The following is a 16,266-nucleotide window of genomic DNA, read 5'->3' as shown; positions in this document are numbered from 1 at the left end:
CCCGCCGCCCCCTCCGGAGCCGCCGCCTCGGCCTCCGGGACCTCCCCCGGGACGGCCGCCGCGGCCTTCGCCTCCCCGGGCGCCGCAGGCTCCCCGGGCTGCGCCGCTGCCTCCTCGGGCGTCGTCGGCACCGGGTCCCCCGTGAGCCGGCTCGCGCCGTCCGGATCGACCGTGAGCGGAACGGAGTAGCCGACGCGCCGGTCGTGGATCGTGGCGAGGACGGGGCGCCCGGCGGCGAGGGCGAGGCGGTGGAGGTGGTTCAGCACGGCGTGCTGGATCTCCTCGCCGGGAGCCGCGACGACCGTCGCACCGTCGACGGAAGCACTGTCCGCGCCGGACCCGCCGCCCGGCACCCTGACGTCGATCGGCGTCGCCGCGCGATCGGCCGGGCGTCCGGCACCCTCGTGATCGCGCCGCTCGTCGCGGCCGAGTCGAGACATCGTTCCCCCACTCATCGGCGGCTTCCGTCGGCGGTCCGCATCTCCGTACCGTCCAGAGCCTGTCATGCCTGTCGTGCACCTACTGTCTGTCGTGCACCTACTGTCGAGTCTCTCCGCTCCCCGGCGATTCTCACGTCACCGAGGTGTCACAGGCTCGTTCCAGAGGTCACGCAACCTACGAGGTGATGTCCTTCGTCGTGAACCGCGCCCAGGCCGCCGATCCGAAGACCGCAGCGTAGAGGGCCTGGAGACCGAGGTTCTTCATCAGGTCGTCCCAGTAGACCGGTTCGCGCATCAGGTCGGCGAAGGACAGCCAGTGGTGCGAGAAGAAGTACGGGTGCAGCGCGTGCAGCTGCGGGATCTGGTCGAGGATCTGGACCGTGATCAGCAGCCCGACCGTGGTCGCCATCGCCGCGATGCCGCTGCCCGTCAGCGTCGAGACGAACAGGCCCAGGGCCGCGACGCCGATCAGTGAGGCGGCCACGACCAGGGCGATCAGCAGCGCCCGGCCCAGGCCCTCGCCGTACGTGATCCGGGTGCCGGAGATGGTGGTCAGGTCGCCGACCGGGAACAGCAGTGCCCCGACCGCCAGCGCCGAGGCCGCGACCACCAGGGTGGCCGCGAGGCAGAAGAGGATCACCGTCGTGTACTTGGTGAGCAGCAGCCGGGTGCGCCCGGCCGGGGCGACCAGGAGGTAGCGGAGCGTGCCCCCGTTCGCCTCGCCCGCGATCGCGTCGCCCGCGACGACGCCCACGGCCATCGGCAGGAAGAAGGGGAGGGTCGCGGCGAGCGCGGTGAAGACCAGGAACAGACCGTTGTTGCTGATCTGCGAGATGAAGGCCGGTCCCCCGCCGCCTCCGCCACCGCCACCGCCCAGTGAGGAGCCGTCGCTCGTCTCGATCTTCACGGCGATGCCGACCAGGACCGGCACGGCCGCCAGCACGCCCAGCAGGGCGAGGGTCCGCCAGCGCCGGAAGGTGGTCAGCAGTTCACTGCGGAGCAGCCCGAGGGCCCACGCCGGTCGCGGTGCCCGCCCCGCGGCCGGCCCTCCGGCCCGTCCCTCCGACCCGCCCGGACCGACCGGACCGACCGGCCCATCTGTTCCGTCCGGCCCGTCCGGTTCATTCGGCCCACCTGTTCCGTCCGGCCCGTCCGGCCCGTTCCGGGTCTGTGGCTCAGCCCGCGACATCGAACCCCTCTCCCGTCAGCGCCACGAACGCGTCCTCCAGGGAGGCCCGTTCCAGGCCGAAGCCGCGGACCCGGACACCGGCCGCGACGAGGGCGGCGTTCACCTCGGCGAGGTCCTGGTCCGGAGCTTCCGCCGTCACGCGGTCCTCGGCGACGACGACGTCCCCGGCGCCCTGTTCCTTCAGCACCCGCGCCGCGTCGCCCGGGTCCGGTGTGGTCACCACCAGCCTGCCGCGCGCCCCGGCCGAGAGGTCGGCGACCGGGCCCTGGGTGATCAGTCGCCCCTGGGCCATCACGGCGGCGTGGGTGCACACCTGCTCGATCTCGTCCAGCAGGTGGGAGGAGAGGAAGACGGTGGTGCCGTCGGAGGCCAGCTCGCGGACGAGGGCGCGGATCTCGCGCATGCCCTGGGGGTCGAGTCCGTTGGTGGGCTCGTCCAGGACGAGCAGGCGGCGCGGCTGGAGCAGTGCCGCGGCGAGGCCGAGCCGCTGCTTCATGCCGAGCGAGTACGCCTTGGCCTTCTTCCCCGCGGCGGCCGCCAGGCCCACCCGGTCCAGCGCCGCCGACACCCGGGCGCGCCGGGTGCGCGGGTCGGCGGTCGGGTCGGCGGCGTCGTAGCGCAGCAGGTTGTCGCGGCCGGAGAGGAAGCCGTACAGGGCCGGGCCCTCGATGAGGGCGCCGACCCGGGGCAGTACGGTGCGGGCCGCGCGCGGCATGGGCCGGCCCAGCACCCGGGCGCTGCCCGAGGTGGGTTCGATCAGGCCCATCAGCATGCGGATGGTGGTGGTCTTGCCGGAGCCGTTGGGGCCGAGGAAGCCGAAGACGCTGCCCGCCGGGACGGTCAGGTCGAGACCGTCGACGGCGAGTTGTCCGCCGCGGTAGCGCTTGGTGAGCGCGCGGGTGGCGATGACGGCGCCGTCCGCGCTCTCCCGGTCCCGGCTCTCCGGCTCCGCGGCGGACACTTCGGCCATCGGCTCCCTCTCTTCATGCGTTCGTCCCGCGGGGCTCGGTGACTCCTCGCCCCGCGGAACCCGGCAGGCCGTGCCCCGCGGCCGTCCCTGCTGCTACTTCGCGGCGTCGGCCGCCTTCACCAGGGCGTCCTTGGTGACCGCACCGGCGTAGACCTTGCCGTCGTCCGTGATCAGGGCGTTGACCAGGCGGGTCTTGAAGACCGTACCCGAGCCGAAGTCGCCCTTGACCTGGTCGCCGAGGGAGCCAAGGAAGCCTCCGAGGTCACCCATGCCGTCCAGGTCGCCGCCCGCCGCGCCCGCGGGCAGGCCCTTGGCGCCGGTGTCGAAGGCGGCGATGGAGTTCCAGCCCTCACCGATGACCTTCATGCCCTCCATGCCGGACGCTTCGGCCTTGCCGGGCGTGCCCCTGCCGGGGCCGCGGTCGCCCTTGCGCCCGTGCTCCGGTGCCTTCGCCGCCTCGTCGCCCTCGGTGACCTTCGCGCCCTCGGGCGGGGTGAAGTCGAACGTCGACGCGTCCGGCTTGTCGAAGCTGACCTTGGTGAAGCCCGCGTCCACCACCGCGGCGCCGCCGCTCGCGGGGGTCAGCGTGAACTTCAGCGGCGTACCGGTCTCGGCGTCCACGGCCACGGTGATGGCGCCGACGGTGGACCCCTCCTGCTTGGGCTCGACCACGAGCCGGTACGCGTCCCGGCCGGCCACCTGCGCGGTGCCGCCGACCGTGACGGACGTGGTGTCGTCGACCGACTTCAGTGCTTCTTCGGCGAAGTCCTTCGGAGTGGCCGGCACGTCCTTCCGGGACTGCTCGGTGCCCTCGGGGGCGGCGGAGTGGTAGACCTCGTCGGACTCGCTGTCGTAGCCCCAGACGTCCTTGCCATTGTGGATCAGGCTGTACTCGGCGGCGTCCTCCAGCAGGGAGACCTTCTGCTTGTCGGGGCCGTCGGCCGCGACGCGCAGCGTGTGGCTGCCGGACGCCAGCTCGGTGAGCCTGGCCGACGGGTCGGCGGCCGAGCCGTCCTCCTTGCCGCCACCGCCCGGTCCGCCGGACATCCCGGACATCAGGCCGCTCTCCAGGCCGCCGAGGTCCGGCAGGCCCAGGTCGGTGTTGATCCGGACCGTGCCGGACAGCTGCTCGGTGTCCGACTCGGCCATCTTCTGGAGGAGTTGCTCGGCCGTGACCTTCGGCAGGTCGGGGTCTCCCGAGTCGGCGAGCGCGGGGACGAGCCCGATCGTCGCGGCCGCCACTCCCATCACCGCGACCGGGACCACGTACCGCGCGGCCCTGCGCCGTCCGGCCCGCAGCTCCTCGCCCTCCCCGGCGGTGGTGTTGTCGTCGGTATCGATCGGTGCCATGTGTGCCCTACCTCCGTCGTCGGCGGCGGCTGTCCCGCGGTCCCGCACTCCTTCGCCCGTGCGCGCACTGCTACCCGTGAGCCGCCATTCTCACCCGAATCGGTGAGGATTGGTGTTTTTCCTTGGTGTCCATCTGACCAAATCACCGGAGCGGAATCGTCAGACCGCGGACTCAACTCCGCCTACTCCTACGGGATGACACGCAGGGCTCGACACCACACCGGCCCGTAGGGGTCGAACACGCCGTCCGGGTACGGGCGGCATCCACGCCCGTGACGCAGGTCACAGCGGACCGGACGGCGCGGCGGAAGACACGGCGGCGGGCGGTGGGCACGGGGGGCCGTTCAGCCGACCCGGTGTACCGCGGCTCAGCCAGCCCGGCACACCATGACTCAACCCGCCCGGTGCATCATGGCTCAACCCGCCCGGCACACCATGACCACGACTCGACCGGCCCGGCGCACCACGGCTCAACCGGCCCGGTGCACCACGGCTCAACCGGCCCGGTGCACCACGGCTCAACCGGCCCGGTGCACCACGGCGTCGCACAGCTCCACCAGTGCGACCTTCGCCTCGCACTCCCGCAGCGGGGCCAGCGCCGCCCGGGCGTCCTTGGCGTACCGGACGGTGTCCCGCCGGGCCTGCTCCAGCGCCGGGTGGGCCCGCAGCAGCCGCAGCGCCTCGGCGTGCCGGGCGTCGTCGCTCAGGTCGGAGGCGAGCAGGTCGGAGAGGGCGACGTCCTCGGCGAGTCCCAGCCGTTCGGCGCGTTCGCGCAGCCGCAGCACCGGCAGGGTCGGGATGCCCTCGCGCAGGTCCGTGCCGGGCGTCTTGCCCGACTCGTGGGAGTCGGAGGCGATGTCGAGTACGTCGTCCGCGAGCTGGAAGGCGACGCCGAGCCGCTCGCCGTACTGGGTGAGCACGTCCACCACCGTCTCGTCGGCGCCGGACATCATCGCGCCGAAGCGGCAGGAGACCGCCACCAGCGAGCCCGTCTTGCCGCCCAGCACGTCCAGGTAGTGGTCGACCGGGTCGCGGCCGTCCTGCGGTCCCGCGGTCTCCAGGATCTGGCCGGTGACCAGCCGCTCGAACGCGAGAGCCTGTACCCGCACCGCCTCGGGCCCGAGGTCGGCGAGGATCTGCGAGGCGCGGGCGAAGAGGAAGTCCCCGGTGAGGACCGCGACCGAGTTGTCCCATCGGGCGTTCGCGCTGGACACGCCGCGCCGCACGGCCGCCTCGTCCATCACGTCGTCGTGGTACAGCGTGGCGAGGTGGGTCAGCTCCACGACCACGGCCGAGGGCACGATGCCAGGGGCGTAGGGGTCGCCGAACTGGGCCGAGAGCATCACCAGCAGCGGCCGGAACCGTTTGCCACCCGCTCGCACCAGGTGCTGGGCGGCCTCCGTGATGAACGGGACCTCACTCTTGGTTGCCTCAAGCAACCCTTCCTCGACCGCGACCAATCCGGCCTGGACATCGGCTTCCAGAGCCTGGTCCCGCACGCTCAGCCCGAACGGCCCGACGACGGTCACGAGGGGTCTCCTGTCTGCTGGTGTCTACTGGCGATTACCTGGTATGTCGATAGGTCGCTGCCACCACTCGAGTCAGCGTATCCGGTCACCTTTCGATCACCGCTAGCGCCCACCGTTGCAGGCCGGTCGGTATCGGATCATGCACGGTATGTTTTTGATCAGGTGATATGAGCAGATATTGAACGATATGGCCATGGCGCGCGGAGAGGGGCGCGGACGGACCGGCGGCCGCCGCAGAAGATCCCATCACCCCTCCCGACGGAGCGCACTCCGAGTGCATCACCCACTCGGCGGAGAGCCCGCCCCGACCGGCGTTCGATTGAAGCCCAGTTGAGTCGAATGCCCTTTTTGCCGCACTTGTTGAGCCGGGTGAGTTGACTCACTCGTCACCGCCTCGGAGCAACCCCGCCGCAACCTGTGCCCTCCCTTTGCCCCGCAAGCCAGTTGGGGCTTGGCAGACGCAAAGGATCAAGGGCACCAAATGCCTCAGACCAAGGTCAACATGCTCGTTGGGTGACACCTGCACTTGTTCCGGACATGTGCTCTCGCATACGTTCCCGGCCTGTCGGGCGGACGCCGAATCCTGCCACCGCCCGATCGCACCGTCATCCACCCAACACACTCGCCGGCAGGAGCGGGGGACCCAGGTAAGTCGCCGCACCGGTCACCACCGGAGCGGCTCGGGGTGAAGCCGTACCCGTCAGGGACACGGCCGGGCACCTCCCCGCCCGAACCCGACAGCTCACCTCGCAGGCGTAAGGAGAGGGACACCACATGTCTGCCATCAGTCACATCTGTCACGCCCGCACCAACCGCCTCGCCCGGAAGCTCGCCGTGGCCGGCACCGGTGCCGCGGTGCTCGCGCTGCCGCTCATCGGCGCCACCACCGCCTCCGCGGCCACCCCGGCCGCCGCCACGACCGCCACCACGGCGGCGACGGCGTACCCGGACACGCTCGACGGCTGGATCCGCGAGTCGCTCGACGTCATGGCGCAGCACGGCATCCCCGGCACCTACGAGGGCATCCACCGCAACATCATGCGGGAGTCGTCGGGCAACCCGCTCGCCATCAACAACTGGGACATCAACGCCGTCAACGGCACCCCGTCCAAGGGCCTGCTGCAGGTGATCGACCCGACCTTCCAGGCGTACCACGTGGAGGGCACCTCCTGGGACCCGTACGACCCGGTCGCCAACATCACCGCCGCCTGCAACTACGCGGCGGACCGGTACGGCTCGATGGACAACGTCTTCAGCGCGTACTGAGCCGCACCGTGCGTCACGGGTGCCCCGGCCCCTGACGGGCAGAGGCACCGAAGACCCGCTCGAGGACGACGGCCACGCCGTCGTCCTCGTTCGTGAGGGTGACCTCGTCGGCGACCGCCTTGAGTTCCGGGTGGGCGTCGGCCATGGCGACCCCGCGGGCCGCCCAGTCGAACATGGGGATGTCGTTGGGCATGTCCCCGAAGGCGATCGTCCGCCGCCGGGTCACCCCCAGGTGCTCGGCCGCGAGCGCCAGGCCGGTCGCCTTGGTGATGCCGCAGGGCTGCAGCTCCACCGTGCCGGGCCCCGACATCGTGACCGTCGCGAGGGAGCCCACCACCGCGCGCGCGGCGGCCGCCAGCGCGTCGTCGCCGAGCTCCGGGTGGCGCAGCAGCACCTTGCTGATCGGGGTGCGCCACAGGTCGTCGCGCCGCCCGACCCGCACCGCGGGCAGCGTGGGGTGGGACATCAGGTACTCCGGCTCGATCAGGGTGAGGCCGTCGACGCCGTCCTGGTCGACGGCGGCGTGCACCTGGCCCACCTCGGCCTCGATCTTGCCGAGCGCGGTCTCGGCCAGTTCCCGGTCCAGGGTGACCGACCACAGCATCCGGTGCGCACCGGCGTCGTACACCTGGGCCCCCTGGCCGCACACCGCGAGTCCCGTGCAGCCGAGCGCGGCGAGCAGCGGCCGCACCCGGGGCGCCGGCCGTCCGGTCACCACGAGGTGCCGCGCACCCGCCTCGGCGGCCCGCGCCAGCGCGGCCAGCGACCGGTCGGAGACGGTGTCGTCGCCGCGGAGCAGCGTGCCGTCGAGGTCGGTGGCGACGAGGGAGTATGCGGTGCGGTCCATGATCAGAGAATACGGACACCGCACCTGTCCGACTCACCCGCGACCGCTTCCGAACGAGGACGTGGCGAGTGCGTTCGAAGGCGCCCGAGGACACTGCCGTACGTGTCCGAAACCTGGCGCATCATCTGCTAAAGCCGGTTGAAGGCCTGTGCACCGGTTGGCAACAACATGGTGGGCTACCTACCCCCGGGGCTCCCCTCGGAGGTACCTTCCTGTTGTTCAGGGCCGTGGTCCGGGGGGACTTGATCGGGGGGTCGGGTTGAACAGCGGGCGTGTGCGTGTGCTCAGGCCGGAGGAGCTGGGCGAGGGGGAACGGGAGCACTGGCGGGAGCTGCGCGCCAAGTCACAGGCGCCGCGCAACCCGTTCATGGAGCCGGAGTTCACCGGCGTCGTGGGCCGGGTGCGGCCGCGGGCGCGGGTGGCGGTGGTGTACGACGGCGGCGAGGCGGCCGGTTTCCTGCCGCACGAGCGCGGAACGCTGGGCCAGGGCCGGGCGATCGGGCTCGGCGTCTCGGACTGCCAGGGCGCGGTCCTGCGCCAGGACTTCGCCCCGCACCCGCGGGAACTGCTGCGGGCCTGCTCCCTGTCGAGCCTCGCCTTCGACAACCTCGAGGCCGGCCAGGAACTCCTCGTGCCCTACGCGGCCGAGGAGCACACCACCTACGTCATCGACGTGGGACAGGGCTACGAGGCGTACGAGGAGGCTCTGCGCGAGCGCTCACCGAAGTTTCTGAAGACGACCCTCGCCAAGGAGCGCAGGCTCGGCCGCCAGGTCGGGGACGTGCGGTTCGTCTTCGACGAGCGCGATCCGGCCGCGCTGCGCACGCTCATGGAGTGGAAGTCGGCGCAGTACCGCAGGACGGGGCGCCGGGACCGTTTCGCGCAGGAGTGGATCAGCCGGCTCGTCGCGCGGCTGGCCGAGACCCGCGCCCCGGAGTGCACGGGCACGCTGTCCGTGCTCTACGCCGGGGGCCGGCCGGTCGCCGCGCACTTCGGGCTGCGCTCGGCGACCGTTCTGGCCTGCTGGTTCCCGGCGTACGACCCGGAGTTCGGGAAGTACTCGCCGGGTCTCGTGCTGCATCTGCGGATGGCCCGGGCCGCTGCCGCCGAGGGCATCGGGCTGCTCGACATGGGGAGGGGACCCGCCGAGTACAAGGACTCGCTGAAGACCGGCGAACTGCCCGTGTACGAGGGGGCGGCGACCCGTCCTGGGGTGGGCGCCGCGCTGCACCGGCTCGGCCGCGAACCCGCCCGCCGCGCGCACGGCTTCGTGCGCGAACGGCCCCGGCTGGCGTCGCTGGCGGCACGCACGTTGAGGGGCGCGGCCCGGCTGCGCCGGTCATGACGAGGGGCTACCACGAGGGGGCGGGGCATGGCCGGTTCACGGCGTGCGCGGCGGGAGAAAGAACAGCGGGAGAAGACACAGCGGGAGATAGCCGGCTTCCTGGGCCTCGGGCCCGTACAGGTGGCCGAACTGGACCTCGACGACGCCACCGGCGCGGGCGGTGACGGTGCGGGGGGTGGTGGTCCGGAGGGTGACGGTCCGCGGGGCCACGGCGCGGAGGGCGGCGGCGCGGAGGGCGGCGGCGCCGTGCTCAGACCGGGGCCCGGCAGTCCGCCGGTCGCGTCCGGCTCGGTGTTCGTCCTGGTCCGGCGGGCGGGCGTACCCGTCGGCACGCTGCTCGGCCAGGTACCGGAGGGCGCGGACCCGGTCCGGGTACTGGCGCCACTCGCACGGCGGCTCCCCCGTACCGCACCGCCCGCGGCGCTGCCCGTGCCGCCCGCCGCCAGTGTCGTGGTCGCCACCCGGGAACGCGCGGACCAGCTCGCCCGCGCCCTCGACTCCCTGCTCGCGCAGGACCACCCGGACTTCGAGGTCGTCGTCGTCGACAACGCGCCGGTGACCGGCTCGGCCCGGGACCTCGTCGAGCAGAAGTACGCCGGGCGCGTGCGGTACGTGTGCGAGCCCGTGCCCGGCCTCGCCGTCGCGCACAACCGGGGTCTTGAGGCGGTGCGCGGCGAGGTGGTGGCCTTCACCGACGACGACGTGGTCGCCGATCCGCGCTGGCTCACCGAGCTGACCGCGCCCTTCGCCGCCGACCCCCGCCTGGGCTGCGCCACGGGCCTGATCCTGCCCGCCCGGCTGCGCACTCCCGCGCAGGTGCTCCTGGAGAGCCACGGCGGCTTCGCCAAGGGCTTCGCTCCGCGCACGTACGACCCGGCGCAGCCGCCCGCCGACGAGCCGCTGTTCCCGTTCACCGCGGGCCGCTTCGGCTCCGGCGCCAACATGGCGTTCCGTACGGAGGTGCTGCGGGCGGTCGGCGGCTTCGACCCGGCGACCGGAGCGGGCACCCCCGCACGCGGCGGCGACGACCTGTACGGGTTCGTCCGCGTCCTCGCCCACGGGCGGCGGCTGCGCTACACGCCCCGGGCGCTGGTCTGGCACCACCACCGGGAGACCTGGCGGGATTTGGAGACCCAGGCGTACGGCTACGGCGCGGGGCTCACCGCGTACCTCACCGCGATCCTGGTCGACCGGCCGGCCCTGCTGCCGGCCTTCCTCGCGCGGGTGCCGGGCGGGCTGGCCCACGCGCGCGCACTGACCGCCGTACGCACTTCCGGCGCCGACAGGGACGGGGGCGGGCGCGGAGGCAGGGGCGAGGACAGGGGCGGCGGCGGAGGCCGGGACCGGGGAGGGGCGGCGCCGGGCGGGTACGGCTCCCGAACGCATCCCTGGCCGCGCCGCCTGGCCCGGCTGCAGCGCCGGGGCATGCTGTACGGCCCCGTCGGCTACCTGCGGGCCCGCCGTGCGCGGCGCGCGAGAGGAGTGGGGGCGCGGTGAGCGGCGGGGCGAAGAGCGGAGGCCCGACCAGTGGAGGCCCGGTGAGCGGAAGCCCGACCAGCGGAGGCCCGATGAGCGGTGCCGGGGCAGACACGGGGAACGGGTCGGAGCCGGGCGGCGGGCGCTGCGTCCCCGTTTTCCTGTACCACGCGGTGATGGACGATCCGCCCGCGTGGATCGCCGAGTTCACCGTCACGCCGAAGACGTTCGCCGCCCACCTGGACGCGATCGTCGACAGCGGCCGGACCCCCGTCACCATCGGCGTGCTCGCCGACCATCTCGCGGGCCGGGCGCCACTGCCGCCCCGCCCGGTGCTGCTCACCTTCGACGACGGCTTCGCCGACCTGCCGGGTCCGACCGCCGAGGCGCTCGCCGCACGGTCGCTGCCCGCCACCGCCTATCTGACCACCGGGGCCCTCGTGCCGGGCGGTCGCAGTCTGCTGCCGCCCGCGCCGATGATGACGCTGGACGCGGTGGCCGGGCTGGAACGTTCCGGCATGGAGGTCGGCAGCCACACCGTCACCCACGCCCAGCTCGACACCCTGCCCGGCAAGGACCTGGCGTACGAACTGCGCACGTCCAAGGCCGTACTGGAGGACGCCCTGGGGCACCCGGTACGCCACCTCGCCTACCCGCACGGCTACAACAGCGCGAGGGTGCGGTCGTGGTCGGCCCGCGCCGGGTACGAGACGGCGACGGCCGTGCGGCACGCCCTCAGTTCGGAGTACGACGAGCGGTACCGCATCGCGCGGCTCATCGTGCGGCGCGGTCACACGGTCGCCGACGTCGAGACCTGGCTGGCGGGCGGGGGCGTACGGACCGCCCCCTATCGCGACGGTCCGAAGACGGTGGCGTGGCGGTGGTACCGGCGGGGGCGGGCGATGCTGCGGGGACCCGAGTTCGCCGGATAGGCGGGCGGGCCCGTCTTTCTCGCTTCCCCTCTCGCTGCCTCTCACTCCGTCCGTCTCACCCTCCCTCCCGTTCGAGCGGCTGGTTGAGGTAGGGGTCGGCGGCCGCCTTCCGCAGGCTGGCCCAGGCCCGGTCGTTGGCCACGGCCAGGTCGCAGTGCGGTCCCGGGTCGCGGTAGTTCCACTGGAGTGCGGCCCTGACGCCGTCCAGGTCCTTGAGCACCCGGGGCACCTGCGCGTACCAGTCGGCCTGCCGCTGCGGGCGTTCCGCGTCGGAGGCGCTGCCGAACTCCGAGAGCATCAGGGGTTTGTCGTCGGAGATGTGGGTGCGGATCCAGTCGTGGCTGGCGTACTGGGTCTGCGCGAAGCTCAGCCACTCCGTGTTGTGGCAGCGGTAGTAGTTGTACTGGTTGTAGCCGATCCAGTCGACGTAGCCGTCGCCCGGGTACATGCGCTCGAACAGGTCGGAGTGGTTCAGGTAGCCGGTGATGATCCACGTCCACACGACGTTGTCGACGCCCAGGTCCCGGAACCGGTCGTGGATGTGGCGGTAGGCGCGGACGTAGTCGGCCGGGGTGCCGTTGTCGGGCGTGCGGGTGTCCATCTCCAGGTCGAAGGAGAGGAACACCTTCTTGCCCGTGCGCTCGCCGTACTCCTTGACGCGCTGTGCCTGGGCGTCGATCACGGCCTCGTCCAGCTCGCCCGCGGCGATCTCCTTCCAGGTGGGCTGCTGGGCCGCGGTGCCGCCCCACCACTTGCTCTCCCAGGAGAGCAGCAGCATGCGGTCCTCGCCGACCTGCTGCTCCTGTTCGGTGAGCAGCTGACCCTCCAGACGGGTCTCCGTGACGGCGGACATGTCGTGGTACGTGTACACGATGTCGAGCCTGCGGTCGACGTGCCTCTCGTACTCCTCCACCTTGTCGGCCAGGTCGGCCTTGTCGTGGGGCACGAAGGCGCCGAACCAGGCGCCGCAGGGAGGTTCGAGGAGCGCGGTCGGTCGGCAGCCCGGGTCACCGGCCCCTCCGGCCCCGCCGGCCGGGTCGGAGGGGCCGGAGGCGTCGCGCAGGGCGAGCACCGCGACGAGGACCGCGCAGATCGCCGTCACGGAGGTGATCAGCAGGCGGCGCCTGCGGGGATCGCCGGGGCCTTTGAGGCGGGTGCTGGTGGGGCGCGTGGGGCGGCGGTGCTGGCCGGTCGTCGGGTCCGCGTGGGCGCGGCGGCCGGGGCGGGCGAACCTCACAGAGTGGAACCCTTCCATGTCGGCGGCGCGGCGCCCGGCGCCGTCCCGGGCGCCGGGCGGGCACGCAGGGCCGGGCAGAACGCGGCGAGCGTGGTCAGCAGGGTGAGCGTCAGCAGGACGCGGTCCCCGCTCAGGGCGTGCGCGGCGATCAGCACCGTGGCCAGGAGTATCGCGACGCTCACGCTCAACAGGACGGCCAGCATCAGCCGTTCGAGAAGGTCGGAGTGGTGTGCGAAGGCCGCGTCCCCGGCTTCGTCCGTGCCCTCGGAGGTGTCCTCGGAGGTGTCCTCGACGGGGCCCTCGGCGCTGCGCGCCCCGAGCGCGGGCCCGCAGATTCTGACCAGGGCGGCGCCCGGACCGACGGCCAGGAACGCGGCCACGGCCGCACCGCGCAGCGGGGAGCCGCCGGGCAGGGCGAGCGAGGCGAGCGCCAGCCAGCCGCCGAACGGGGGCAGCATGCGGATCATGAGGTCCTGCGGTGTCATGGTGCGCGCCCCCTCAGCTCGCCGGTTTCAGTACGTAGAGCACGCCCGCGCCGTTCTCCGCCACGCGCTCGAAGCGCGGCGAGCCGGCCACGGACTCCCGGACACGTCTCAACTGGGCCTCGTTCAGCTGCCCGTTCATCTCCGAGTTGGCGACCTGCCCCTGGGTGAGCAGGAAGTAGGCGCGGGCCGGTGGGTCCACCGCGGCCATGTCGCGGGCGAGGACACCGGCCGGATCGCGCACGATCTCGTCGACGTGGCGCCGGTCGTCGTCGAGGAACCAGTAGTGGTCGACCCGCCAGTACTGCTCGTAGGCGAGCGGGTAGTTACGGTTGGCGGCGACGACCAGGGAGTCGTCGGGTGCCTGGTCGAAGAGCCGCTGCACGAGGGCCACCTCCCGGGGCGGGAAGTAGTTGATCCGGTCCTTGCCCGAGTAGCTCGGCACGAACGCCAGGGTCCCGGCCAGCAGCACGAGCGGAGCCAGCCATGCGCCGTACCGGAGGGGCGGCGGAGCGGGCAGGGAAAGTCGGCGGCGGCGAGCGGGGGCGGACGGCCGTTTGATCGCGCGCGCGGTGGCGTTGGCGGGGCCGGATACCTCGGCGGCCGACGCGCGGACGGTGGGCAGCAGCGCGGCGGCGGCGAAGAAGGCCGCGCCGGGGAGCATGAACATCAGGACCCGGAAGATCATCTCGCTGCCGTAGCTGCTCGCCACGAACATCGGCAGCGGGGCCGCCGCCAGCAGCAGGAGCGGGAACGCCCGGTGCCTCAGCACCCGCCGGCGCAGGACGCCGGCCAGCGCGAGCAGCAGCACGGAGCCCGAAAGGAGCCGGGCCGCCCACGACATCGCCACCGCTCCGGTGCCGGTGGGCGTGGTGCCGTACCCGGTCTCGACGTTGGCGCCCACGTCGCCGACGGAGCGGATCATGTCCGGCATGGCGGCGGACAGGAACGGCAGGGCGGCCGTCAGGCACCAGGCCAGGAAGATGACGACGGTCGTGATCAGCGGGATCCAGTCCCGGTGCCGCCGGGTGAGGGCCAGGGCCAGGAGCGTGACGACGAGCATGCCGGGGGTCAGCTGGTGTGAGACGACGACGGCGACGACCAGCATGCTGAGCAGCACCGTCCACACCGCCTGCCCCTGCCGCACACCGCGCCCGTCCGCACCGTCGCCCGCGGTGCCGGATGTACCGGCAGTGCCCGCGGTGCCCGGCACCCCCGTACGGCCGTACCGGCGCAGGACGATCGCGAGGACGCCCAGGTGCAGGGCGAACGCGACGGACTGCGGGGAGAAGTAGTCCTGGCCCACCCAGTTGGCGACGCAGAACAGCCACACGGCGGTCCAGATCAGCCGCCGGTCCGTGGTGAAGGTCCGGTAGATCAGCAGCAGCGGCAGGAGCAGCAGCACGCTGGAGACCAGCGGCCACCACGCCATGTACATCGCGGTGTTGTCCACGCCCAGCAGCCGCACCAGCGCGGCCTGCGCGGCGAAGAAGCCGGGCCACTGGTCGTACACGGCCATGTCGCCGAGCCGGTCGGCGCCCTGGAGTCCGCCGGACGTCAGCAGGTGGTCGACGACCGCGTCGTGCTTCCATGCCCACGCGTACAGCGGGGTGGGGTAGAGGAGGGCCTGGGTGGCCCGTTCCATCACCAGCAGGCCCAGCACGTGGGCGAGGGGCCAGCGGCTCCGGCGGCGCGGGTCGCGGACCGTGAACCAGAAGCCGGCGGTGAGCACGGCGAGGCCCGCCCAGAAGGCAGGGTGGAGCGCGCCGACGAGTCCGTAGTCGTCCAGGGCGGACACATCGGTGTGCCGTACCGCGTAGACCCACAGGGCCAGCGCGGTGAGCAGGGGCACGGCGGGCCAGGCGGCCGCCGCGCGGGCCGGCCGGGTGGCGGGGGCGAGGTCGGAGGGATCAGACACGGGCGGCTCGGCACCTGAGCCGGAGCCGGAGCCGGGCGGTTCCGGGGTGGCCGGACGGTCCACGCGCTCGGCGCCGCCCGGTTCCGGCCGGGCGGAGACCTCCTCCGGTGACTCGGCGGCCGACTCCTGCGACGTGCGCGTGGTGGACTCCTCCCGCAACGTGCGCTCGGTTGGTTCGTCCTGCGAGGTGTGCGCGGCCGGTTCGTCCCGCGACGTGCGCTCGGTCGGTACGTCCCGCGAGGTGTGCGCGGTCGGTACGTCCCGCGACGTGCGCTCGGTCGTTACGTCCCGCGAGGTGTGTGCGGTCGGCGCCTCCCGCGTGCGCGAGTCGTGTGCGGGAGCCTCGTCCGCCTGCGGCGCGTCCGGGTCGTACTTCCCGGACGCGGGCTCTGGTGCGGATCTCTCCCGTGGAGTTGCTGGCGGACGCACGACGGTTCCCCCCTGAGACGATTCGGCTCCGTGCTCGATCAGTGCCTGGACGTGCCGTTCGGTCTGTTACGCGGTGAAGCCGGCGGCAGCTCCGCGAGGGCCGGCCGGTCCGTCCCGGCGGGCCGGCGGCGCACCGACGCGAGCAGCGCGGCGAGGCCCAGCAACAGGAGGACCGGCGGCGCGGCCGGCGCGAGTTCCTCCCGCCAGACCCAGCCGCCGACCGCGGCGAGGTACAGCACTCCCCAGCGTCCCTGCCACGGCAGGGACAGCCGGTCGCCCACCCTGTCGAGGAGCAGCCACAGCGGTATGAGACACAGCAGTTGGAGGACGAGCGGCCCCCAGCGCAGCACCGGGCCGGGGCCGTCCAGCCCCAACGCGTCCGCGAGGAAACCGGCTGCCCCGGCGTACGCAGCGCCGCCGACCGGCTCCGGTTCTCTGCCCAGGGCAACGGGTGCCGCGTGCAGCGCGAGCACGGCGGCGCCGAGCGCGGTGCCGGGCAGCCACGGGTCGGGAGTGGCGCACAGGGTCACGGCCGCGACGAACACCACGAGCAGCACGGCTCCGGCGGCCAGCGCGGACAGGGGCAGCTCCCGCAGGAGTTCCTGTCCGGTGAGCCCGGCCCCGACGTCGGGCGCGCCGTCCAGCCACGCCAGGTGACGCAGGGCCACCAGGAAGGCGACGGTCGCCAGGCCGAGCAGCAGCCACAGGGCGGGCCGCAGACGCCGCTGGGGGACGGGGCCGCCGTCGGCGCCGGCACGTGTACCGGCGCGACCGTCGGTCCCCGCGCCGCTGTCGGCCCCCGCGGCGGCCTCCGTTCCGCCCCCGGCCCCGGCCCCGGCGCCGGAACCGCCACCGC

At 73.1% G+C, this 16,266-nt stretch carries 12 protein-coding genes, 2 pseudogenes and 1 riboswitch; of the genes and pseudogenes, 4 read left to right on the top strand and 10 right to left on the bottom strand.

Annotation, left to right across the window (positions count from 1 at the left end):
- The 5 genes and pseudogenes from HZS56_RS34445 to HZS56_RS34425 form a co-directional block, all read right to left on the bottom strand.
- Nucleotides 1–440: pseudogene (locus tag HZS56_RS34445) on the bottom strand (tetratricopeptide repeat protein); the annotation flags it as partial.
- A 175-nt stretch (nucleotides 441–615) separates the two neighbouring features.
- Nucleotides 616–1,629: an ABC transporter permease gene (locus HZS56_RS34440; RefSeq protein WP_253915368.1), complete on the bottom strand. Its 1,014-nt coding sequence runs from the start codon at nucleotides 1,627–1,629 to the stop codon at nucleotides 616–618.
- On the bottom strand, nucleotides 1,616–2,599 hold the full coding sequence (locus HZS56_RS34435; RefSeq protein ID WP_216724759.1) for an ABC transporter ATP-binding protein: 984 nt from the start codon (nucleotides 2,597–2,599) through the stop codon (nucleotides 1,616–1,618). Before HZS56_RS34435 ends, HZS56_RS34440 begins: the two co-directional genes overlap by 14 nt.
- Nucleotides 2,600–2,692: 93 nt before the next feature.
- On the bottom strand, nucleotides 2,693–3,949 hold the full coding sequence (locus HZS56_RS34430; RefSeq protein ID WP_216724758.1) for a LolA family protein: 1,257 nt from the start codon (nucleotides 3,947–3,949) through the stop codon (nucleotides 2,693–2,695).
- A 518-nt stretch (nucleotides 3,950–4,467) separates the two neighbouring features.
- Complete coding sequence (locus HZS56_RS34425) at nucleotides 4,468–5,478, bottom strand: polyprenyl synthetase family protein (RefSeq protein ID WP_216724757.1); 1,011 nt, start codon at nucleotides 5,476–5,478, stop codon at nucleotides 4,468–4,470.
- Between the two features lie 613 nt (nucleotides 5,479–6,091).
- A riboswitch (cyclic di-AMP (ydaO/yuaA leader) is annotated at nucleotides 6,092–6,248 on the top strand.
- 4 nt (nucleotides 6,249–6,252) lie between these two features.
- Between HZS56_RS34425 and HZS56_RS34420 the strand changes: the two genes are divergently transcribed.
- The gene (locus HZS56_RS34420; RefSeq protein WP_216724756.1) at nucleotides 6,253–6,744 is read left to right on the top strand and encodes a transglycosylase SLT domain-containing protein; all 492 of its coding nucleotides are present in this window, start codon (nucleotides 6,253–6,255) and stop codon (nucleotides 6,742–6,744) included.
- 13 nt (nucleotides 6,745–6,757) lie between these two features.
- Here HZS56_RS34420 and HZS56_RS34415 read toward each other — a convergent pair whose 3' ends face one another.
- Nucleotides 6,758–7,591: an HAD family hydrolase gene (locus tag HZS56_RS34415; protein WP_216724755.1), complete on the bottom strand. Its 834-nt coding sequence runs from the start codon at nucleotides 7,589–7,591 to the stop codon at nucleotides 6,758–6,760.
- A gap of 274 nt (nucleotides 7,592–7,865) precedes the next feature.
- Between HZS56_RS34415 and HZS56_RS34410 the strand changes: the two genes are divergently transcribed.
- From HZS56_RS34410 to HZS56_RS34400, 3 genes are all read left to right on the top strand, one after another.
- The gene (locus HZS56_RS34410; RefSeq protein WP_308408229.1) at nucleotides 7,866–8,936 is read left to right on the top strand and encodes a GNAT family N-acetyltransferase; all 1,071 of its coding nucleotides are present in this window, start codon (nucleotides 7,866–7,868) and stop codon (nucleotides 8,934–8,936) included.
- Nucleotides 8,937–8,963: 27 nt separating this feature from the next.
- Nucleotides 8,964–10,433, top strand: coding sequence for a glycosyltransferase family 2 protein (locus HZS56_RS34405; protein WP_253915367.1), 1,470 nt, complete (start codon nucleotides 8,964–8,966; stop codon nucleotides 10,431–10,433).
- Nucleotides 10,434–10,588: 155 nt separating this feature from the next.
- Nucleotides 10,589–11,344, top strand: a complete 756-nt coding sequence (locus tag HZS56_RS34400; protein ID WP_253915366.1) for a polysaccharide deacetylase family protein — start codon at nucleotides 10,589–10,591, stop codon at nucleotides 11,342–11,344.
- Nucleotides 11,345–11,399: 55 nt separating this feature from the next.
- Here the strand turns inward: HZS56_RS34400 and HZS56_RS34395 are convergent, their stop codons facing one another.
- From HZS56_RS34395 to HZS56_RS34380, 4 genes and pseudogenes are all read right to left on the bottom strand, one after another.
- On the bottom strand, nucleotides 11,400–12,581 hold the full coding sequence (locus HZS56_RS34395; protein WP_308408228.1) for a glycosyl hydrolase: 1,182 nt from the start codon (nucleotides 12,579–12,581) through the stop codon (nucleotides 11,400–11,402).
- Entirely contained in the window at nucleotides 12,578–13,066 is a 489-nt protein-coding gene (locus HZS56_RS34390; protein WP_216724752.1) for a hypothetical protein, read from the bottom strand. Before HZS56_RS34390 ends, HZS56_RS34395 begins: the two co-directional genes overlap by 4 nt.
- Nucleotides 13,067–13,079: 13 nt before the next feature.
- On the bottom strand, nucleotides 13,080–15,410 hold the full coding sequence (locus HZS56_RS34385) for a glycosyltransferase (RefSeq protein ID WP_308408227.1): 2,331 nt from the start codon (nucleotides 15,408–15,410) through the stop codon (nucleotides 13,080–13,082).
- A 38-nt stretch (nucleotides 15,411–15,448) separates the two neighbouring features.
- Nucleotides 15,449–16,266 (bottom strand): annotated as a pseudogene (locus HZS56_RS34380) (lipopolysaccharide biosynthesis protein); the annotation flags it as partial.

This window comes from Streptomyces mayonensis (assembly GCF_018982965.1).
Lineage (GTDB): Bacteria > Actinomycetota > Actinomycetes > Streptomycetales > Streptomycetaceae > Streptomyces > Streptomyces mayonensis.
This window is presented reverse-complemented; position numbering and strand designations above follow the sequence as displayed.